Here is a 21594-nt window from a genome sequence, read left to right as displayed (position 1 = left end):
TCAATTTCGGGAATCCCTATGGATTAAGTCTTACTTCTCTTCCTTAAATTTGCCTTAAACTAGCCTTAAATCCCATATCTCTCTAAGTAATTTTGTGACATGGATCACATTTTGCTAAAAATAAGCAAAAAACTATATATTTATAACAGATCTTTAAGTATAATGTGATAAATGAAAATGTAAATAATTCTTATTTGCATTTTTTATTTAAATCCTCTTAACCTTAGGAGCATGGCATAGCTAGAGCTGTTAACGGTGACTATATTAGTTCCTCTAGTTGCTTCTAATAAAGAGGATTAAATTTTTCCTCAAAGCTTTAGAAATCAATAAAAAAGAATGAGCAAAGCAGGTTAAAGATTAGGTAAAATCAGGCATGATCAAGGCAAGATCAAAGCCAGATTAAGACAAGATTAAAGCATGGTGAATACAAGATCACAAGCAATAACAAAGCAAGATCTTTCGGCAAGTATCATCTCATTGCTTTTCTGTTTTTGTGCTTTCAGCTTTTCAGCTTTTCAGCTTTTCAGCTTTTTGGCTTTTTGGCTTTCTAGCTTTCTAGCTTTTCTTTTAGTTTGAACTCTTCAAAGGACTGGCAAATTAAACCTTTGAGTTGTTCAAATCTAAATAAGCTATGTTTTAGGAAAAACCCTCTCAAAAATCTCTCATTTACTTTAATTTTAGTGTTAATAACAAAAAAGTCGGCGAGACTTTTTTCGGAGACGTAAATAATGCGTATGACTAGCCTAGCTCTAGGGATGATGTCTCTAGGCTTTAGTGCAGTAGCTTTGGCAGAAGGTACTGCAACTAATTTAACTACTATCGTTGTGACTGGTACGCAAACAACGACAAGTGCCATTCCTGGAAAAACTAATGAAACCGTTGATGCTTCTTTAACATTACGTAACTTTGTTACTAATGTTCCAGGGGTAACTTTTAACTTAGCAGACAACAATGTATATGAAGCACCTGTAATCCGCGGGATTGGCGGGATGCAAGATGACTTTGGTGTAGGTACTGAACGTGTAGGTATGTCATTAGATGGTATTCCTTTACCATTTAGCTACAAATTCGGGCATGATGATGCCAAAGGTCTAAATTACTTTGATACAGCTAACTTAAAAGGTTTTGAAGTTTATCGTGGACCTACTTTTAACAACAGCTTTACTAATCTAGCTGGTCATCTTTCATTAAAAACAATTGACCCAGAAGATGTTTTATTAGCAAACCGTAGTCTTGGGGCGCAAACTAGACTGTCATATGATGACCGTTATGAAACTTGGATGGTTAATAACGTAGTAGCGTTTAAATCAGCTTCTACAGGCTTAGCAGGTTTAGTTTCTTACACTCGTCGTAATGAACATGAAGCACAAGTAGAAGATCCTGATATCTACGCAAAAATGAATAAATTCCGCGTAGCTAACAAAGACATCTTTGCTAAACTTCGTTGGGACATTAACGAAGACCACCGTCTAACTCTAAGTGGTGGTAAATATGAAAGTACTTACCTTTCTGAAGCAAAAACTGCAAGATTTAGTGCAGGACGTGGTTGGCAAAGTAATGCTAATGAGCGTTGGTACTTCTCTTTAAGTGGAGAACACTTTGTTAATACTTTCTTTGCAGATAAGATCACTTGGTTATACGGACGTCAAAGTGCAAGTACAGCTTTAGACGTATATAACTATAACCCTCTCTTTATGAGTTACTACATGTTAGGTACGGTTACTACTACTCAAAAACAAAAAGGGCAGTATGCTAACTTAGCTTTAACTAAGCTGTTTAACTTAAGCCAAAATGTGGGCTCACGTTTAGAGTATGGGGTAAGCTGGTCACAAGATCGTGTTTCTCATGTTAAAGACAACAAGACACAGTTAAACTTACCTGTAGGTAGTTCAACAACAGCGAATGCTGTGACTTACTTCCCACCTACGACTTTAGCACGTAAAGGTGTATTTGCTTCAAATCGCTTTACTTTAAAACAATACAATGTAGCAATTACGCCAAGTGTAAAATACGATGCGTTAAGAGCAAATGCTGACTATAGCAACAAAGGTATTTTAGAGAAAACAGAAGGTCGTACACCGGGGTATGTAGCTGCTAACCCAACTAAAAAATACAATGCTTGGAGTTGGGGCTTAAACCTAGATTGGCAAGCAACAGAGAAAAGTGAACTTAGCTTTATGGTGAGTCAAGCTACGCGTTTACCATCATTTACAGAGTTATTCCCTTCTACTTACTTCCACTGGGAAGCTGTACCTAATCCAAATCTAGCTCCAGAGAGAGCAACAAGCTACTCTTTAAGCTGGGCATTTAATGGTGATTACTACAAACATAACCTAACTCTATCGCATACTCGTTTCAAAAACATGATCGACTTAGCATGTGCTAATGTTACGGCAAGTAATGAATGTACTGCTAAGATCATGGTAAATAACGATGACCCAACAGTTATCAATGCTATCGAGTACACAGGTGCTTATGAACTAGCTGGTTTATACAAAGGTTTAAAAGGTTGGAGTGTGAGTACAACTTTAGCTTGGGCTAAGGGTAAAAACACTAAAACTGGTGAAGGTGTGAGCCGTGTAGTTCCATTTGGTGGTAACTTTAACCTATCTTACCGTCAAGAGAACTTCAACACTTTCTTAAGATTAAACTTTAATAAAGCGAAAAAATCTAAGTACATCGGTGTAGATCCAATCTATGGTGGTTATGCTGCTCCAGTACCAGGTTGGGCGACGTTAGATTATGGTTTCTACCTAACACCAAACGAGCGTCTAACAATTGGTTTTATGTTGTATAACCTACTTGATAAAACTTACCAAACTTGGGAATCAGTGGGTGATCTGCATGGTACAGAAAGAGACAACTACTGGCAACCAAATCGTTCGTTCGCGATCAACTTATCATACAAATTCTAATTTTGTTAGAATTGAAAAAAAACGGAGAGAAATCTCCGTTTTTTTGCGTTTTAAATCCGAAAAAAATCAACTACAACCAAACTAACAACCAAACTAACAACCAAACTAACAACCAAACAACCTAACTACAAATGTTAGCCTCAATTTGCTTAAGTTAGCTTATGAAAAAAGAGAGGCAAATGCCTCTCTTATAATTGACTGTTTTGCTAAGTTTGGATAATAAAGTAAACGGGAAAATTAGATCTGCAATTAGCAAGCAGGGTAAATCACATGGTAAAACCACATAGTAAACCATAGGCGGGCAACAAAAAAGTCTCAAGCAATGCTTAAGACCCAACCTTGAATATCCGCAGGTAAATTTACCTGCTAGTTTAAGCTTGCCGATCTATAAATTGTGATCCCCTATCAGAGCCTAAAAGATCACAATCTAGAGCTTCATATAGATCGCCAAACTCAAGTCGAATGACCTGAACAAATCTAATTTGTGTGGTTCTAATTGTAAAGTTTGTACGGTTTGATTTGGATTCTGCGTTTGTGTTTGTAAAAAACTAGAATGTTTTCTGTTTGTAACTTTATATAATTTATAAAGATAAAAAACTGATTTTTTGTTTGTAGTTAAAGGAAGCGCTTAGAAAAAACCATTACCACTTTTACCAAAAACTTTGTAAATGATTTCTTTGAAGATTAAACAAAATCATAGGTAAAAAAGAATTAGCTTAGTAAGTTTTTTCTAATGCCTCTATGTAACTTTTTCTATACCTTTATTATATTTTTATTTAAATCTTGTGTTGGTTTTTTCAAAAAATAGACATAAAAGTGTCGTTGCTGGGTAACAGTAAAAAATTTATCAATTTGTGCTCATTGCTACTGATATTTGTGTTTTTTAGTGATAAAAAGAGAAAAATAGGATTTTTGGGTGAGATTAATTCCCGTAGTAGTTACTCAATTAATATGAGTTTGCACTTAAAAATCTTAGAGGTAATAATCCAGATATTTGCTTAGCTTTTTATGAAAAAATTAGAAGAAAGTGGTCAAAAATTTTTTCCTATTGCAAATTCTTCTGGTGAAGAAGAACATGATGAAACGACTCAAAATTTAAGGAGCTGTAACGTTTGATTTGAGTTACAGCTAGAAGCATTTTGAGTTGAAGCTAAGAAGCATTTTGAGTTGAAGCTAAGAAGCAATTTGAGCTGAAGTTGAGAAGCAATTTGGGGGACTGTTAATTTACAGTTTAAGCAATGCAAAGCTGTTTAAGTTGGGTAGATGAGGCAGAAGAAAGTTTCCCATAAACTTGACTTTAGTTTTAAAATAGTAAGAATAAGAAAACGTTTAACTTTTCTTGCTATCTCTTATATAATTAAGATCCCCTCTTTAAGATTAAACAAAGACCGGAAGAACCGGAAGAACGCTTAAATTTTCACGTAATTTTTTGGTTTTTCCTGCGATATAAACACTTACATACTTAACTTTTAAAGCAACTTAAAGCCTTAAAGCAAATTAAAAAGCCTTAAGCCCTAAAGTAATTTAAGGCAATTCTATAAGTACCCCTGAATTTATTTTCCTATGAGTTCGAACTTTATCAAGCCATCTTTTATTGAAGAGTTACAGGATAAAGCGATTCTAAGTGACATAATTGGTCGCTATATAAAATTGGAAAATGCTGGTAGTCGTAAATTCAAAGCTTGTTGCCCTTTCCATAGTGAAAAAACGCCTTCGTTTCATATAGATGATGAGCGTGCTGTTTATCACTGTTTTGGTTGTGGAGCCAAAGGGAACGCTTTAAGTTTTTTACGTGATTATAATGGTTTAAACTTCAAGGATTCTGTGATTGAACTAGCTAACTTAGTTGGTTTACCCGTGGAATACGAAGAAGATAATCGTACACGTGAAGAACAAGAAAGAGAACAAGCCCGTAAGCAATCTTTACAACTTGATCAGCAAACAATTACAGAAGTCGCTGATTTTTATCATCAACAACTCTTACAAACTCAACATGCTGTTGATTACTTGGTTAACCGTGGCTTAACCCAAGAAATGGCAAACTTGTATTACCTGGGCTACGCTCCAGGTAATAATGCCGTAATGCACTATTACAACCATTTAGTCAAAAATGGTTTAGCTAAAATCAGTGATCCTTTAACTCACCTAATAAACGTTGATATTTTACGTCATTCAAATAATGGTGAGGGGTATTACGACACCTACCGTGAACGTATTATTTTCCCGATCTTTAACTTACAAGGGCAAATAGTTGGTTTTGGTGGTCGTATCTTGACCAATGAGAAAGATAAAGCTAAGTATATAAACCCATCTAATAGTTCTACTCTTTACGATAAAAGTAAAGAACTTTACGGGTTATATCAAGTAGTAAAATCTCATCGTGATAGCCGTAAAAAGATCAAGCGTGTTATCCTTGTAGAGGGTTACCTAGATGTTATCTCTCTAAGCCAGTTTGGCATCTACGAGGGGGTTGCCGCCTCAGGAACTGCCATCTCGACCGGACAGTTACAACAGATCTTTAAATATACGCAAAACCTAGTTTGCTGTTTTGACGGAGACGCTGCTGGTTACAAAGCAGCCGCGCAAGCTGCGCGTAATGTGCTTAGTATTTTACAAGATGAGCATATTGTGCAATTTGCTTTCCTAACTGATGGCGAAGATCCAGATTCTTATTTAAAAAAATATGGCTCCCAAGCCTATGATGACTTTTTAAAACAAAAAAGTGTTGGTCTTATCGATTACTTAATTGAGCATACGCTTGAGACTTTAACTGAGCAAAAAGTAGCTGCTAGTGATCTCGAACGCCTTGCTTTAGCGCAATTAGGTGAATATTATGCGCAAATAAAAGCTCGTGCTTATCGTAGCGATTTAGTTAACAAGCTAATTCGTCGTTTTAATCTGGACTATAATGCTTTAATCGCGCAGTTTGAGCAAATTCAAGTAAGCTATGAAGAGCAACAAAAGCGTGAGCAAGAACGTGCTGCTTCTCGTGCTACAAGTGTAAGTGAAAGAACTTCATCCTACGCAGGTACAAGTTCAACTTTTACTAATGCTTACACTGGCTCTAGTACTCCTAAAGGCAAAGGCTACCAAACAGACGCAAGAAGTAGCTATACTCCTAAAGCAAATCAAGCGACAGGGCGTTACCCTGCTAGTGGAGCACGCACTATTGCGACCAATGCTTCTCAAGCTGGAACCTTTGGATCAGGATCAGTAGGTTCTCAAGGTGGGTATAGTGGTGCTTCTGGTACTTCTGGAGTTGCACAAACATCAGGAACTGCACAACAAGGGCAAGCCAATGCTTATTATCCACATGCTAACAATCAGGTAGTTTCACCTCAAAGTCAGCAAGGTACTGCAGTAGCAGGTACTACTAATGTAGCTGGACAGGTTGGACAAGCAGGACAAGCTAGTAAGGGTACACAAGATAGTCAAGGTGGACAAGCTGGACAAGGAGCAAGACAAGCAGGTTCTGCAGTGCAAGCGACTTATGCGCGAGGCGGGTATCAAACTCGTGCGGGAACTGGTAGCAGTAAACGTAGCAAGGCTAACAGTAAAATTACTGATTTAAGTTTAGTACGTAGTTATGGACAACGTCCAGCAAACAGTCGTGTGCAGGCTTTACAAGAAAAGCTATCGACTCAGTTTCAGCAAAAACGTACAAGTCAACGCATTGAACGTTCTATTCAAGAGACAACTAATACCGAGTACACCATTTCTCATGAGCATGCGTTTCGTGAGTTAATTGCCAATACTTATTCTCCTGAAGAACGTATGCAATCCCAAGAGGTAATTATTCAACAACTCTGGGAAAAACTTAAAGACCAAGCTACCCAAAACATCAATTTCCGCTTACGCCGTCAGCGTACTGCTCTAGCAAGTGGTCGTGAAATTAAAGATCCTTTAGTCTTTAATGAAGAAACGGTAAAAGCTGAAATTATGAGCATAGCTAAACAAATCTATGCCCAAAGTGTAGCCTACGGAGTTCCTTTACCGGATTACTTTAAGCAGTTACCAGCAACGCCTCGTAAACTTGCCAAACCTGAAGATGACAAGCTTTTACTCTATCCAGATGATGCTTTACAAAAGCTTTCACCTTTAGAAAAAGAGCAAATCCAGCAAGCTTTACTTGAGTTAAAAGCACGCTATTTTACTTACTATGATTACGATACAATTTATTTTCATAATCTAGTGGTCGAAATTGATAAGCTTCTCTATGCTGATCCTGGACGTTTGCCTTTAGTGCAACAGTACTATGAAGCTGCAAGACGATTTGAAAATCGTATTATTACCTTGCTGTCTTGGTACCATGAACGTCCAGAGGTAGCTTTGCATAGCTTGCTAAGTTACATAACTGTGTTTAATCTGCCGTGCTTTACTTTCTTTAACCATTTACACTTTGATCTTTTACAGATTCGTGATCAAGAAAAAGATGGTGAGTTAACCAGTGAGCAAGCACAAGAAGAAGTACGTAAAACTGTACGTAGTAACTTCAAACAATACTTGTCACGCTACTATGGTGACTTTGAAGATAACTTGGTAAGTTTTAATCCTGAAGATGCACCTTATATTTTTAATAAGGGGATGCAGGAAACTTATATTAACTTAATTTACCAGTTAACTAACTTATCGCAGTGTTTTGTGCAAACCTTTGCAGATTACATTAATAATGCAAATGTGGAAATGACTTTCTTACAAAGTTTAGAGTACCAATTGCAACATGACCTGCGTCGTGTCCAAAGTCAACAACCTGGTAAAAATGAAGTAGAGCAAGCTAATCTTGAACGTGCCTTACAGTTTATGCAGGACTATGAGAAATTACATATGCAACAATACTCATATATAGTTTCTTATATCAATCCTCCAGCACCTCATGCTATGGCTGGTTATGACTTAATGGATCTTGGTAAATACAGCGCTCCACTTTGGTCAATGCTCCACCCTGATACGAGTATGTTTGAAATCACCAGCATGCGTATCAAAGCAATTAACCAATCTACTTTGCGTGAAAAAGAAACCATGCGCGCGTTAAAGATTAAAGAAAGTGATGATTACCAAATCGAGTTAAAACAAATTCGTGAAAACCAAGGTAATAAAGATGCAGATGCTTTTAAATTACATCAGGCAGATGCAGTAAACATCTCTCTAAGCCAACTACGTGCAGACTTTAATCAAGCAACGCAAGCATTTACGGAAAGTAAGCCAGAAATGCAAGAGCTTGCAGAGGTTGAGCAAGATAATTTTGCTACGCAAAAATTCCAACATCTTGCCGAGCAAGCTAAGCAAGAAGCGCAAGCACAAGAGAAAGAGCAAGAGCAAGCGAAAACTCAAGAGCTAGAACAAAGTCAAGAGCTTGCGCTGGATTATGAGCAAGAGCAAAATCTTGATCAAGAGCAAGCTGCTGAGCAAATGCAAATTGCAGATCAAACTGCAGAGCAAGTTGCGCAAGCTCCAAATCAAGAGGAAGTTTATGATGGGGTAGAAGACTTCTTAGCAAGTACTCCACCGCCTCTAGAGCTTTCTACTGATGATTTAAATGGCTTTGATCTTTCATATTACGTTGCTTATAATCAAGATGAGCAAGCTAATGCTTCTTTGGTTAATGAGCAAGTAGCTTTATTGGATTTAGAGGAAGCTGCACCTCTAGAAGAAATAACTTACTCCCAAGCTGATATAGAGCAGTTTATGCAACAACAAAATGAAGCTGATGAGTAAGGCAGACAAAAAATAAAAGGTTCGTAGTTTTTGACTACGAACCTTTTATTTTTGTAATTTTTCAATCTCAATCTCAATCTCAATCTCAATCTCAGATAGATCTTAATCTCAATCTCAAATTTCTTTACTTCTTGGCTTAGTTTTTACGCGCAAGAATAATAACTCTTTGTGGTCTTGGGTAACCTTCAATGGTGAGCTCTGGGTTATTTGGATCTAAGAAATCTTGCAACGACAGAGGCGAAGAAAGAGGAGTTGCTCTTTGTTCTTCACTTGTGGTTACAGAGATATCTTTAACTTCTAGATGTTTATACCCAGCCATAGCTAACCATTTTTCTAGAGTTGCTAAACTTGGGAGAAAATAGACATTAGTCATGCCACAGTATTTCTCTCCTGGGATCAGACAGGTAGTTTCGTCACCCTCAACAATAATAGTTTCGAGCACTAAAGTACCTTTGTCTTTTAAAAACTTACCAAGGTCTTCAAGGAAGATAACAGGGTCTTTACGATGGTAAAGCACTCCCATGTTAAAGACTACATCAAACTTATTACTTGCTGGTACTTTTGCCAGAGGTAAAGTTAGTAAGTAAGGTAAGTTAGTTCCACCTAAAGTTTGGTAAATAGTTTTTGCCAGTAAAAACTGTGCAGTAAAACCTTCGAAAGGTTCTACCCCAAGAATAAAGTTAGCAGGAGTGTCTTGCTCTAACATGTTCCACATGTAGTAGCCATTACCACAACCTACATCTAAGATATTCTTGCCATTGAGGAGTTTGTCTAAACCAAGATCTTGGAGGCGTGACCATTTTTTTCCACAATCCCACTCTGCATCTATCGGCTGATTTAATAGATTAAATGGTCCTTTACGCCAAGGGATGAGATCTTGGATTAGAGTATTAACTAAACGTTTGATCTTGAGCCATAAAGCTTGGATTTGTTGATAAGCTTGGTTTTCAAGATAAGGAGTTTGGGCTTGGTATAAAGCTTGCACAACTTCAGCTTCAAAGTAGTGACTGAGATCTTCTAGCTCGTGCAATAAAAAGCCTGCCCATTGGGGATGTAAATTGATCTGTACGTTTAAATCTTTGGTCTTTAGTTGTACTAGATCAGGTGTTTTTTCTGCTGAAGTCAATTCTTGACGCTCTTGCCAAAACTGACAAAACTCTGCTTCGAGGCTTAAGGATAGATCTTTAAATTCACTAAGGAATTTTTGTAAAGCTTCGAGCTTACGGAGATTATTAATAAAGCTAGTCTCACGTGTTGATTTGCTTTTTGCTTTAGTTAGTAGAGTTTGCTCTGCTTGTTGCATTGCTAAACTTAAAGCAGGAAGCCAATCGGTTAATTCAGGTTTGTGCAAAATAGCAGCTAAGATATTTTGATCTTCAGGATTTGTAAACATAATTAGTTAGTTTGCTTAACACTAATAGAAGCGTAGTCAAAATTCATCATTTTGAGAATTTGTTCTAAATGATCTGATGCGCGGTAAATGTTATCCATAGTGTCTTTGGTAAAAACATATTCAATGAAATTAACCGCCATATGAGAGAAGAGATGAGCTTGGATATCTAAATCCTCTGCGCTTTTTGTTGGAAAAGCTTTGATCGAAAGCTCTTTAAAACGCATTGATACCATATTAACCATATCTTGACGTAAATTATGGCGTGGAGTATTGATTTTCCAAAGCATGAGAATCTCAAAACGCATCTCGTAAAGTTTTGGGATCTGATCAAATAAGAAATCATTGAGATTGCTATATTTTTCCCTTTGTTGGACATAGTTGTATAAACGATCTTTAACTGCATCGATCATCTTGCCAACAAGATCGTCTTTGCCTGTGTAGTACTTATAAAAAGTCGCTCGGTTAATTAACGAGTGACTAATGATGTCTTCTACACGAATATCGGCGTAAGACATTTTATCTAATAGTTCTAAGAGGGCTCGACGGATGTTACTGTGAGTCTTAGCAACACGCAGGTCAACCTTTTGATTTTTTAATTCGAGAGGTTTCGTGATTTTATCAAACATAATAAAAATTTCCCTAGGAAATATTTACAAGTTAAGAATTCGTTTGTTGTTTTTGTACTCATGTACTCATGTACTTGGTACTTAAAGTATGCTAGGGATTTAACAAGAAGTAATTGCTCTTTAGTAAAAGTTCTTTTGGAGGCTACTGCTTACTTAGAGATATGAAGTGATGGTTTTGCCACTGGCCACACTTACATGCAAAGAGAAAGTCTTTTAAATGTTGAAAGACTTTTTAGACTTTTCTTAGACTTTCTTTGTTTCTAGAGTTTCTAGAGTTTCTAGAGTTTCTAGAGTTACTTTGCTGGTACCTTAAGTTTTTAGATGTAGTTGTCCCTTTGTCTATTTGTCTATTGTGTTCTGTTTACTCATTGAGAAAGTTCATGTAAAGAGAAAAACAAAAATACAAACAAAACTTTGCTTGCATGTTTGCCAAATAGCAAGCTCAAAGGCAATTACTTTGATACCATTTAAGTCATGTTCATTTCAAAATTAGGTTGAAGTTAAGGAAAAGTGTACCTAGTTAAATTTGATAAACATTGAACTATAACTAAATGGTATCTGCCGTCAAATGTGCTTAAGTTTTTATTTTTGTTATATTGGAAAAAGGCGTAAATACTACCTAGCAAAATTACTTAAAACTAAATTAACAAACTAAATTCTTAACAAGAAATTGACACAATAAAGTAGAAGCTGATAAACAAAAATTTGTCGACTTATAGTCGTTCTTATAAAAATTAGCACAGAGCGGGAAATGTTTAATTATTATACTATTACTTGCCGGATTTTTGAAAGAAAATTAATAGATTTCTCTCGGGGGGGGGTATATCCACACAAAAGCACTACTTTTGTATAGTTATCTCTCTTTGGTGGTTAGTTTTTTAATACAAATCAGGGGTTTAGGTGAGTAAATTACTAGGTTTTTAGTTTAATTTTTGCTAAAGAGAAGAAAAAAAGCGTGAGAAAAGGTGAAATATATTAGTGTAGTAGTCAGGATTTAATACTATTTATTGAGGTATCCTCGATATAGTGACAATAATTCACCTGCAGTACTTCCTTACTAAATTAGTTACTTTTTTACTAAACTAGCTCCTTTTTTACTAAACTAGCTCCTTTTTTACTAAATTAGTTCCTTTTCACGTTAATAATTTCGTTCTTCCAATTAGCTACTTTGTACTAAATTAGTTCTTTAAAACTATAATTCCCTGCTATCAAAGATAGCAGGGAATCAAAAACTTGATTAAGGAAAATAAGTTATGCTTCTAACTCAACTTTTTCACGAGTTGGGTGTTGAAGTTTATCTAATTTTTTCTTAACTTGTTCGTAAATTTTATTAACTGCATCGGTAATTGATACATAACAATCAGTGTCTGTACCACGTGCGAAGAAGTGACCTAGGTTAGTTTGCACTTCATACTCACTCACGTAATTAGCGCCATCTTTTTTCAGTGCTAAAGTGTTGTAGCTTAAATCAACTTTTAGTTTACTTAATTTACCAACAGCTTTATCAGCATGAGCTTTGATTGCATCTGTTACGTCGAATGCTTTACCTACGATATCTAGAGCCATAATGAACTCCTTATTTTTGGTTATAAATTTTACGAGATGAAACCTAAAGTTAACTAACCTTTGTGGTGAATAAAGTTAGAGTTTTTTAGGCTCACGAACTAAAGTTTTTATTTGTGGTTTAACTTTAGTAAAGAAATAATTGCTTTTTCTTTATACTTCCATTTTAAGAAGAATTTAGCAATTTGTCAATAAAAAAATATCATTATTTTTGAATAACTAAAGATCAAAATGCAAATGTTTATCTTTGAGAAATTTTGGGATAAAAAGGTTAAAAATAAGAGTGAATTGCTAGGTTATTAAAGCGAAATTACCGGAAGAAATAGGGTAAATTTTGCGTTTGTTACTCTGATTGTGGTCGTTGATCACAAGTTAGGTAAAGTTAAGATTTTTCTTAGGTATTTTATGCTATGATAAGATTTATAATCAGTACTTTGAGGGCTTGAATTAAGGTTACTATGCTTTTAAGAACAACGTTAGTTTTATCATTACTTTCTTCTTTTGTGGTGTCTCAGAGCCAAGCGCAAGCACAATCACAAACACCAACAACTTCTTCTGCTACGGAAGTAGAACAATTACAACAAAAGCTAGAGCAACAAATTGCTGCTAATTCTGATTTTGTTACCTATGCCAAACGTTGGCATAACCTGATCAAAGAGGTTTATGGTGAGTATGAAATTACAGCTGAAGAAATGGCTTACGCCACTTCAAATTACTTTGCGGTAATTAATACAGATTACCTTTTAACTCCAACAAGCTACTCAAGTAAAAGCGTTACGCAATTTCTTGATCTCCAACAAACTTGTGCTAGCTACATAGAAGTAGCTAAAGAGCAAGTACAAGCGAAATTAAAACAAGATTGCTCGTACATTCAAGCAGTATTTGCTGGAGCAGCTTTTAACAAAGATATAGTGCAAACCTTAGGCGCTGAAGCTCTCAAAGAGAACTTCCTTGAACTTCAAGCTCCTACTGCGCAAGACCTTAATAACCTGCAAATACTTTTTGATCTACCAAATCTTAAATTAGACTTCCCTCTTCGTTATGTTAGCTATCAAGACTATAAAATGTTCAATTTAATTGAGTATTTTAAACAAACTTACAACATAACTCTGGTAGAGGAATTTAATCGTCAATAGAACATCAAGAAACGTCAATAAAACGTCAATAAAACGTCAATAAGATGTCAATAAGACGTTAGTAAGATGTCAATAAAAACAGTTTTAACCTAACTCGCGTTAGTATAAGGATTTTATCATGCGTAAAGTTTTCTTAGCTCTGGCTTTAGGAGCTATGAGTTTATTCTCTCAAGCAGCTTATGTTAATAATGCAAGCAAATTAACTAATAGCCAAATTGAAAAACAATATCGTGAGTTAGTTAAAGAAATCGGTTATGTTGAAGGGGTAGTTGAAAGTTATCTTCTTGAATTTAATGAGTTTGCTGATGGGAGAACTTTTACCTTACCAGCGTTTTTAGCTCTGTACTCTTCAACTCTATTAGCTCACTTAAATAAAGATTTTACCTACATAGGTAAGGTTTATCGTCCAGATGCACTTATCGACAAGATCGCAACTTTAGGTGATACTTGTTTAGTGATTATGGATCGTAAGTTAAATCATCTTCTTACTGAAGAAAAAGCTCTTTGTCCATACATCTCTGTAGTTTACTTTTCAGCAGACTACAACCGTGATAACTTACAAAGTTTAACTTTATTTGGTACTACCTTAGCAGTACAAGATAATCCTAGTGCTTTTAATAAGCATCAAAATGGCTTAGCAAATGTAAGTAAAACTGATGGCTTTAAAGATGTGGTAAAAACTTTTAAATTTGGTTTTCCAAGTGAAAAACACTTTCTAAATAGTGCTGGAAGTAAAGATTTCCAAGAAATCTTTAACGTGAAACTAGTAGCTAGTGCTGACGAGTAGAGCTGACCTGATCAATAAAGCTGATCAATAAAGCTGATCAATAAAGCAGACAATAGAAAAAATCAAGAGTTTTTGCTTTTGTGATTACTAGATATGATTTCTCTAGTTAGCTACGTTTTAATGTATCCAATGAGGTTTTTATGTACAAACGTTTTTTGAGTTGCTTTCGCTCTTTGCTGATGAGTCTAAGTTTAGTCGGAATAAGCTTTGGCGCCACAGCAGCCTCTCCTATTTATAAAAGTAAAACTTGGTCTCTCTCTGACGAGCAACTAATTGAGCTGTATAAGAAAACTTACAAAGAATTAAGTTTTCTAGAGGAAGAATTTCCGAGATATTTAAAAGATATTCGAGAGTACAATAATGGGGCAGAGTTAGATGAGCTGGAATTCTTAGAATTGTTTAGTACTACTCTTCTAGCTAGCCTAAATCAGAATTTTACTTTGATAAATAACATCTACCGTTCAGATCCAAGAATTGAATCTCTAGCTACTTTAACAGACGCTTGTTTGGAATTAGATTATCGTAAGTTAAATCATATTATTGAAGGAAAACTTTGCACTACAGTTATTTTTATCAATTATATGACTAAATATGATTGGGACATCTTGCAAAGTTTAACCTTACTAGGTACGGTTACAAGAGTAAAATTCCATCCTGAAGAATATTCTGTTAGTCAGAAGTATTTAGCTAACTACTTTAGCTTGAAGCGTATTGTTAGAGACCTGGATCTTAAGTTTAAATTTACGATACCAAAAGCAGGTTATCTTTTAAATAGTCCAGTAAAAACTGACCTTGAAGAAGTTTTTAATTTCAAATTAGTAGGATCAGAGTAGCGTTTAGCTTGAGCAGAGCTTTTGAGCAGAACTTTGAGCTGAGTTTTGATCTTGATCCTTGAGGCTTAGTTCTGATGAAGATTCTGTATTTTGAGCCAGAGCTTCAAAATAAAGTTACTTAGTGCCTCCTTACATTTTGTTCTCCCCCTAGTTGACTAGATTTACTTAAGGAATTTTATGCGTAAAAAATTATTAGCAATTTGCTTAGGAGCGATGTGCTTATTTGCTCATGCTTCGTATAATCCAAACATTGATTCTCTTAGTGATAGTCAACTAGAGAGACAGTATTATCAGTTGGCTAATGAAATAGATTATGTTGAAGATGCAGTAGTATTTTTCATTCAAGAGTTTCGTAAGAACTTTGCAGGAAGAGAGCTAACAGCGGATCAACTCCTTTACCTATATACTGTTGGTTTTTTAGGAGCATTAAACCAGAATTACACTTTGCTCAATAATACTTATAATGCAGATCCGATTATTGACAAAATGGCTACATTGGCAGAAACCTGTGCTAACTTAGGTTCTCGTGGTTTAAGTAATGTATTTAGTGATTCTAATCTTTGTTCATATCTTACTTTCAACTACTATTTTGCGGAATACGATCGTGATAAGTTACAAAGCTTAGCCTTATTAGGTTCCTCAATCCTAGCAGAGCAAGATCCTAGTAGTTTAAAAGCAAATCAACAAGGGATCTTATCTCTCACAAGCGATGAAGATTTTTACAATCTCCGTAAAGACTTTAATTTTGATATTCCTGTAGAGGCATACTTCTTAAATAATGAGGGGACAGGATCTATTGAAAGACTATTACAGTTCACTTTAGTGCAGAAATAGTAGATTGCTATCATAGCTTATCTATGTAGTTTATTACACATGGCTCTATCTACCTTGCCCAAGATGACATGGAATTGCCTTGCTTGTAAGAACAAGAGATTTTGAGACAGCTTCATGCTAAAACCATGAACTTAAACAAGAGAAAATGCTTTATGAAAAAACTTCTATTAACCTTATTACTAGGGGGAATGAGTTTATTTGCTCATGCCAACTATAACCCCAACAATGACAAACTTACGACTAATCAGCTTATTGCTCAACATAAACAACTGTCAAATGAGTTAGGTTATGTAAGTGAATTATTTGATACTTTTACAAAGAGTGTTAGTACTGGAGCAAATGGTCGTAGTATGGACCTCAAGTATTTTCTTGTTCTGTTCAGTAGATATTTTATGGCTCCTCTCAACTATAATTTCACTTATTCCAATAATGTCTATCGTGCAGATCCAACAATTGATAATATTGCTAATCTAGCTGAAACTTGCTTACTTCTAGAAGATCGTGGTTATCAGAATATAGTGGACTCTTCAGATCTTTGCTTTAAGTTAGTAATGGTTTACTTTATAGGAGGCTACACTCGTGATGAGTTACAAACTTTAGCGTTAATGGGGTCATACTTTAGTGTGCAAGAATTTAGTGACATGTATAGTGCAAGTCAAAGAGCTTTGGCTAATGCAGATTTTGATAATCTATTTTCAGATGTGAGAAAGGATTTCGAATCTGATTTACCGTCTAAAGACTATTACTTAAATAGTGATGAAACCAAATATGTTGAGCGCTTATTTAATATTAAATTAGTAAGTAATTAGTGCTCTGCAAGAACTGCTAAGTAAAGAAGAAAAACAAGAGAAGAGGAAAGCTTTAAAGCTTTAAAGCTTTAAAGATTTAAAGTCTGAAAGTCTGAAAGTCTGAAAGTCTAAAAGTAAATGGGATAAAAAGGTAGAAAGTGGTCATTTGACCACTTTCTTACATAAATTTCCTTCATTACTTTCTCTGCTCCTTATAATGGAAAAAAGCCCATTATTTTATTACCTTATATTACCTAAGGGTTTTGAAGCAAGAACTTAATTTAAGCAAAGACTTAATTGAGGTTGTAACTTAAATAGTAATTTGAGTTTAGTTTATCTTAGCTAAGCCAAACTTAGTCAAGCTCTATAAACCTTAGGTCGAGTTTAAGTAAATAGCTATTTTGTATTAGAGGTCATTTTATGCACAAGATTGTTGCCAGTTTATTATTAGGGATAAGTGCTACGAGTGTTTTAGCTACAAGTGCAGAAGAGAGATTACATAACCTAGTTACGGCTCACGCTCAATATACCAATGTAGCTAGTGAGTTTACCGTTAAATCTCTGTTAGGGGTATACCATGGTAGTACAATTAGCTTTTCACAGTACCAACAATTGTTATTACAAAATTTTTATACTCCGTTAGAGCAACAATCTTCGCTTGAAGCCTTTTTACAAATTCGTCAAGCATGTCAAGCTGTAAAAGATGATTTTGGTTTAGATACGCTGGTTGAAGTTGATCGTAAGTATTTGCAAATTTGTTCTAAGACAGAAATGATTTACCAGTTAAGTGGAGGCACTGATGAGTTTGCTAAAGCTTATGATACTGCTCTGTCTACTGGAGATTTTACTAATCTCCCGACCTACCAATATTATGAAGAGAGTGAAATCTTCTCTCGCTTAAAATCCAAATTAGAGATTAGTGTAACTAAAAGTTAGTGCTTAGCTAGTGCAAAGCTAGTGCTTAGCTAGCATATCTTAGCTTTTAGATTTTACACATAAAGAAAGGGCTCCCTGCTTAAAGCGGGGAGCTCTCTACTTTTCGAATATGTGTATTCTTTGCGCTAGGATAAACTTTCTGGGAGAAGAAGAGTTTATGATAGCTTTTGATTTGGGTTAAGTAGTTTACTATTGCTAGTATTCTAATTAACGGGTCTGTCTTGCTTAGGTCAGCTCAACAATTAGTGGTGATGACCGCAGCCGCAACCGCCAAGTTTAGTGAAGTCAAGTACTTTACGACCTTGGATTTTACCAGCGTGCATTTCTTCAAATACTTGTTTAACTTCATCAACGTCGCAAGTTTCAACAACTGGAACCACTAAGCCACGGCGTCCGAATTCAAAAGCTTCAGCTAAGTCAGCACGAGTACCTACTAATGAACCAACCACTTCGATACCATCAAATACGATACGAGGGATTGATAAGTCCATTGTATCAGGTGGTAAACCGATACATACTACACGACCTGCTGGACGTACTGATTCAACTGCTTGGTTGAACGCAACTTTTGAAACAGCTGTTACGATAACTGCATTAGCACCGCCATTTGTTAGTTCTTGGATGCGCTCAACAACATTTTCTTTTAAGCCATTGATTGCAACTTCTGCACCAACTTCTTTAGCTAGAGCTAGTTTGTCATCATTAATATCTACAACGATTACGCGCGCGCCAAATACTTTAGCACCGTATTGCACACCGAGGTTACCTAAACCACCAGCACCAAATACTACTAACCATTGACCTGGACGTACGTTAGATGTTTTTACGCCTTTATAAGTGGTTACACCAGCACAAGTAATTGAAGAAGCTTGTACAGGATCTAAACCATCTGGAACTTTAACTGCATAGTCAGCGTCTACTAAGCAGTATTCTGACATCGCACCGTCTACAGAGTAACCTGCATTTTTAGCGGAACGACAAAGTGTTTCTTTACCAGAGTTACAGTATTCACAAACACCACAACCACTAAAGAACCACGCGATAGATACACGGTCACCAACTTTTAAACTTGTAACACCTTGACCTAGTTCTACTACTTTACCAACACCTTCGTGGCCTAGAACTACACCAGGTTTTTTACCATAGTCACCAGCAGCAACGTGTAAGTCAGTATGACATACACCACAGTATTCAACTTTAACTAAAGCTTCACCATAACCAGGAGTAGGAACTGGAATGTCTTTCACTTCAACATCATTACCTTCTTGGTTTACCACTGCTGCTTTCATCATTTTAGTCATGTTATTTACTCCTATAAGAAGTTATAAAAATAAACAGAGACAAAATGTACCTCAGTACTAAAGTCACTGGCCGTTACTATGAGGAAACTGGTTATACCAGTTTATGGGGTTTTCAGTCTTTTGGTGAAAAGGTAAAATTTGTTTTGTGCCTATCTAAAGTAATTTGTACAATACCGAACTGTCAATTTTTAAAGGTACTATTTATCTTTGAATAGGTCCTGCCAAATAATACCAATTTTAACTGCGCCGACAACAACAATTCCCGCTAGAAGCGCAAAGGTTGCCAGACCAATTAAAACAGAGAAAATAAAACTTACAATTGCTGAAGCTAAAAGTACTAAAGCAAATGAAACTACAGCTCCCACAAGAACAATTAAAGTTGCAAAGAGAGCTACGCCGAGGCGTGAAAGGAAAGTAGGTCGTTGATCTGTTGTTTCAACTAAAGATACCTTTGACATGATAAATACTCCTAGTCAATTACTACCTAACTCAAGAAAGCCGGTATTATTAAAGTGTGAGTGCAGAAGGAACAAGGGACATGCCAATCGGATTTGGAGTAAATCCCTTGTTCCTATTTGGCAGAATAATACAATCTATTGTATTCCTTTTATCTTAGCAATTTATCCGAAAGATTGCTAGATTTTTCTTCAAAATACAAGCTAAAGTTTAGGTTGTAATTTTTTCGAACTAGGTTTATTTTTTGCCTGGTTTAATTGCAACTTTTAATACTCCATCACGTTGGTTTGCAAATAAGTCGTACGCTTCTACGATATCTTCTAAGTCGTAAGTATGCGTTACTAATGGTTTTAAGTCGATTGCGCGAGAGTTTACAACATTTAATAAACGGCGCATTCTTTCTTTACCACCAGGACAAAGTGCTGTACGAATTGTATGATCACCTAAACCTGCTGCAAAGTATTTTAAAGGAATAGTTAAGTCGTCAGAGTAAACACCTAGACTTGATAAAGTACCGCCTGGTTTTAAGATAGCTAAAGCTTGTTCAAATGTTCTTTGAGTACCTAAAGCTTCAATAGATGCGTCTACACCACGACCGTTGGTAATTTTCATTACTTCTTCTACGATATCGCAGTTACGGAAGTTTAAAGTAATAGTTGCACCTAAATCTTTAGCGATTTTTAGACGTTCGTCATTACCATCGATAGCAATAATAATGCTTGCACCTTTTAATTTAGCACCAGCTGTTGCACATAGACCAATTGGACCTTGAGCAAATACTGCTACTATGTCACCGATACGGATATCTGCATTTTCAGCACCTTTGAAACCGGTTGACATGATGTCTGGACACATTAGAACTTCTTCGTCAGTTAGACCATCTGGAATAGGAGCTAAGTTAGCTTCTGCATCTGGTACTAATACGTATTCAGCTTGTGTACCATCGATAATGTTACCAAAACGCCATCCCGCTGTTGCTTTATAACCGTGACATGAACAAGTGCCATCTTCATTTAATAAGTAAGAACCGTCTTGTGATGGGAAACCATCTTGACATGGATAAGAAGTAAAGCTAGGACAGATAGCACCAGCAATAACTCTTTGTCCTTCTACATAACCTTTTACGTTCGAACCTAGTTTTTCAATTACACCAACTGGTTCGTGACCTACGGTTAAACCTTTAGCTACCGGATATTCTCCTTTTAAGATGTGAACATCAGTACCGCAGATGGTTGTAGTTGTAATGCGAATTAATGCATCGTTAGGACCTACGTCAGGAATTTTTTTGTCAACTACTTCAATACGGCCTTTTTCTACAAATACGGCAGCTTTCATCATTTGGGTCATAATTGCAATCTCACGGTTTTATTTAATTAGCTTTTGTTAGAGTTCGTTTGTAAAACAGTGTTAGAAAAAACAGCTAACTAAAAAGCTAACTAAATTGGTAATTTTAGTATACGCTCTTTAAAAACTAAATTTAACAGAGCGGGCTAATTTGGTTTTTAGCCTCAGCTAAAAGTGAAAGATCTCAATAGAATTTTATCCCAAGACTTATGTTTATCTATGTAAACTTAAGTTATATCGTTTCAAAAAGCTTAATCTCGTAATTTATCAAAGTAAGATGAGAAACGAAATTTAAACCTTAACCCCAAGATATAGACTTTAATTTCATCAAAAAGTTGATAACTTTTTACTTCTTTGTTGCTAGGTTGGTTTGTGTATGTAATCTTTATTTGCGTCCCAACTTAGTTAAACAAAGTTGTAATTGACATAAGAGGTGGTAGTGTTACTCTTTAAACCTCAGTTTATTTAACTAAAATTATATCGAGATACTAAAAATATTTTAATACAGAAACGTCAATAGTGAGATAGTAAATTTTTTTATCTGAAATTGGCAAACAAGCCAAACTTGAAATTTATGCAATTTATTGAAAAACAGGAAAAAGAAAGGTGTTAAAACGAGTGGTATGATCAAAAACTAAGTCATTTTTGATTAATTTTTATCAATTTTTGGAGGATTTGCGGGAAAAAAATTTTTGTTTTTGCCAAGTAGATCACACTTTTGTTTTTATCGAATTTTTCCAGAAAAATATCAGATTTTTACAAGGAGAAATCTAGATTAGAGCAATTTGTTCGAAGCTATCCATATCTTAGTTATCACAGAAGATAACAACAGCGTTTTAACGCAAAAGAGCATAAAATAAATAACCTTATTTTATGTCTGGGAATTCTTTATTCTTGCGTAGTTCTATACGCTATTTTTATCTATTAATTTTTGTAAAAATGTATTGTGAGATTAGTCTTTGAGATT

14 protein-coding genes are annotated in these 21594 nt (G+C 35.5%); 8 read left to right on the top strand and 6 right to left on the bottom strand.

The genetic code is table 11. The features are described from left to right. Positions 1–728 precede the first annotated feature (728 nt). Complete coding sequence (locus CKF54_RS05165; protein WP_119525295.1) at positions 729–2915, top strand: TonB-dependent receptor domain-containing protein; 2187 nt, start codon at positions 729–731, stop codon at positions 2913–2915. Positions 2916–4478: 1563 nt separating this feature from the next. Continuing rightward, complete coding sequence (gene dnaG, locus CKF54_RS05160) at positions 4479–8630, top strand: DNA primase (RefSeq protein ID WP_119525294.1); 4152 nt, start codon at positions 4479–4481, stop codon at positions 8628–8630. Between the two features lie 136 nt (positions 8631–8766). On the opposite strand, the gene cmoB is transcribed toward dnaG, so the two are convergent. The 3 genes from cmoB to hpf all read right to left on the bottom strand — a co-directional run bounded on the left by cmoB (position 8767) and on the right by hpf (position 12215). Then, positions 8767–10023 carry a tRNA 5-methoxyuridine(34)/uridine 5-oxyacetic acid(34) synthase CmoB gene (gene cmoB, locus CKF54_RS05155; protein WP_119525293.1) on the bottom strand — a complete coding sequence of 419 codons (1257 nt, stop codon included), beginning with the start codon at positions 10021–10023 and terminating at the stop codon, positions 8767–8769. A gap of 2 nt (positions 10024–10025) precedes the next feature. After that, positions 10026–10649 (bottom strand): TetR/AcrR family transcriptional regulator, encoded by a 624-nt coding sequence (locus tag CKF54_RS05150; protein ID WP_119525292.1) that lies wholly within the window; start codon positions 10647–10649, stop codon positions 10026–10028. Between the two features lie 1251 nt (positions 10650–11900). After that, the gene (hpf, locus tag CKF54_RS05145; protein WP_119525291.1) at positions 11901–12215 is read right to left on the bottom strand and encodes a ribosome hibernation-promoting factor, HPF/YfiA family; all 315 of its coding nucleotides are present in this window, start codon (positions 12213–12215) and stop codon (positions 11901–11903) included. Between the two features lie 455 nt (positions 12216–12670). On the opposite strand from hpf, the gene CKF54_RS05140 reads away from it, so the two are divergent. The 6 genes from CKF54_RS05140 to CKF54_RS05115 all read left to right on the top strand — a co-directional run bounded on the left by CKF54_RS05140 (position 12671) and on the right by CKF54_RS05115 (position 17526). Further along, positions 12671–13348, top strand: coding sequence for a hypothetical protein (locus CKF54_RS05140; protein ID WP_119525290.1), 678 nt, complete (start codon positions 12671–12673; stop codon positions 13346–13348). 118 nt (positions 13349–13466) lie between these two features. Then, positions 13467–14135, top strand: a complete 669-nt coding sequence (locus CKF54_RS05135; RefSeq protein WP_119525289.1) for a hypothetical protein — start codon at positions 13467–13469, stop codon at positions 14133–14135. Positions 14136–14314: 179 nt separating this feature from the next. After that, positions 14315–14968, top strand: a complete 654-nt coding sequence (locus tag CKF54_RS05130; RefSeq protein ID WP_147396819.1) for a hypothetical protein — start codon at positions 14315–14317, stop codon at positions 14966–14968. A gap of 177 nt (positions 14969–15145) precedes the next feature. Beyond that, the gene (locus CKF54_RS05125) at positions 15146–15802 is read left to right on the top strand and encodes a hypothetical protein (protein ID WP_119525287.1); all 657 of its coding nucleotides are present in this window, start codon (positions 15146–15148) and stop codon (positions 15800–15802) included. Between the two features lie 152 nt (positions 15803–15954). Beyond that, a complete protein-coding gene (locus tag CKF54_RS05120; protein ID WP_119525286.1) occupies positions 15955–16611 on the top strand; it encodes a hypothetical protein in 657 nt (218 codons plus the stop codon). A 399-nt stretch (positions 16612–17010) separates the two neighbouring features. After that, entirely contained in the window at positions 17011–17526 is a 516-nt protein-coding gene (locus CKF54_RS05115) for a hypothetical protein (RefSeq protein WP_119525285.1), read from the top strand. A 242-nt stretch (positions 17527–17768) separates the two neighbouring features. Here the strand turns inward: CKF54_RS05115 and adhP are convergent, their stop codons facing one another. From adhP to CKF54_RS05100, 3 genes are all read right to left on the bottom strand, one after another. After that, entirely contained in the window at positions 17769–18827 is a 1059-nt protein-coding gene (adhP, locus tag CKF54_RS05110; RefSeq protein WP_262407814.1) for an alcohol dehydrogenase AdhP, read from the bottom strand. Between the two features lie 197 nt (positions 18828–19024). Beyond that, positions 19025–19285: a hypothetical protein gene (locus CKF54_RS05105; RefSeq protein WP_119525284.1), complete on the bottom strand. Its 261-nt coding sequence runs from the start codon at positions 19283–19285 to the stop codon at positions 19025–19027. A 235-nt stretch (positions 19286–19520) separates the two neighbouring features. Beyond that, on the bottom strand, positions 19521–20630 hold the full coding sequence (locus CKF54_RS05100) for an NAD(P)-dependent alcohol dehydrogenase (protein ID WP_119525283.1): 1110 nt from the start codon (positions 20628–20630) through the stop codon (positions 19521–19523). Between the last annotated feature and the right edge of the window lie 964 nt (positions 20631–21594).

It is taken from the genome of Psittacicella hinzii, from assembly GCF_003585885.1.
Classification (GTDB): domain Bacteria; phylum Pseudomonadota; class Gammaproteobacteria; order Enterobacterales; family Psittacicellaceae; genus Psittacicella.
Note: the sequence above shows the minus strand (reverse complement) of the source record. Positions and strands in the feature narration are given on the sequence as shown.

Excerpts from the sequence above, each read along its gene's own strand:
- CKF54_RS05150 (WP_119525292.1), bottom strand. The coding sequence starts at position 10,649 with ATGTTTGATAAAATCACGAAACCTCTCGAATTAAAAAATCAAAAGGTT.
- CKF54_RS05165 (WP_119525295.1), top strand. The coding sequence starts at position 729 with ATGCGTATGACTAGCCTAGCTCTAGGGATGATGTCTCTAGGCTTTAGT.
- dnaG (WP_119525294.1), top strand. The coding sequence starts at position 4,479 with ATGAGTTCGAACTTTATCAAGCCATCTTTTATTGAAGAGTTACAGGAT.
- CKF54_RS05105 (WP_119525284.1), bottom strand. The coding sequence starts at position 19,285 with ATGTCAAAGGTATCTTTAGTTGAAACAACAGATCAACGACCTACTTTC.
- CKF54_RS05130 (WP_147396819.1), top strand. The coding sequence starts at position 14,315 with ATGAGTCTAAGTTTAGTCGGAATAAGCTTTGGCGCCACAGCAGCCTCT.
- CKF54_RS05135 (WP_119525289.1), top strand. The coding sequence starts at position 13,467 with ATGCGTAAAGTTTTCTTAGCTCTGGCTTTAGGAGCTATGAGTTTATTC.
- CKF54_RS05120 (WP_119525286.1), top strand. The coding sequence starts at position 15,955 with ATGAAAAAACTTCTATTAACCTTATTACTAGGGGGAATGAGTTTATTT.
- CKF54_RS05140 (WP_119525290.1), top strand. The coding sequence starts at position 12,671 with ATGCTTTTAAGAACAACGTTAGTTTTATCATTACTTTCTTCTTTTGTG.
- hpf (WP_119525291.1), bottom strand. The coding sequence starts at position 12,215 with ATGGCTCTAGATATCGTAGGTAAAGCATTCGACGTAACAGATGCAATC.
- CKF54_RS05125 (WP_119525287.1), top strand. The coding sequence starts at position 15,146 with ATGCGTAAAAAATTATTAGCAATTTGCTTAGGAGCGATGTGCTTATTT.
- adhP (WP_262407814.1), bottom strand. The coding sequence starts at position 18,827 with ATGACTAAAATGATGAAAGCAGCAGTGGTAAACCAAGAAGGTAATGAT.
- CKF54_RS05100 (WP_119525283.1), bottom strand. The coding sequence starts at position 20,630 with ATGACCCAAATGATGAAAGCTGCCGTATTTGTAGAAAAAGGCCGTATT.
- cmoB (WP_119525293.1), bottom strand. The coding sequence starts at position 10,023 with ATGTTTACAAATCCTGAAGATCAAAATATCTTAGCTGCTATTTTGCAC.
- CKF54_RS05115 (WP_119525285.1), top strand. The coding sequence starts at position 17,011 with ATGCACAAGATTGTTGCCAGTTTATTATTAGGGATAAGTGCTACGAGT.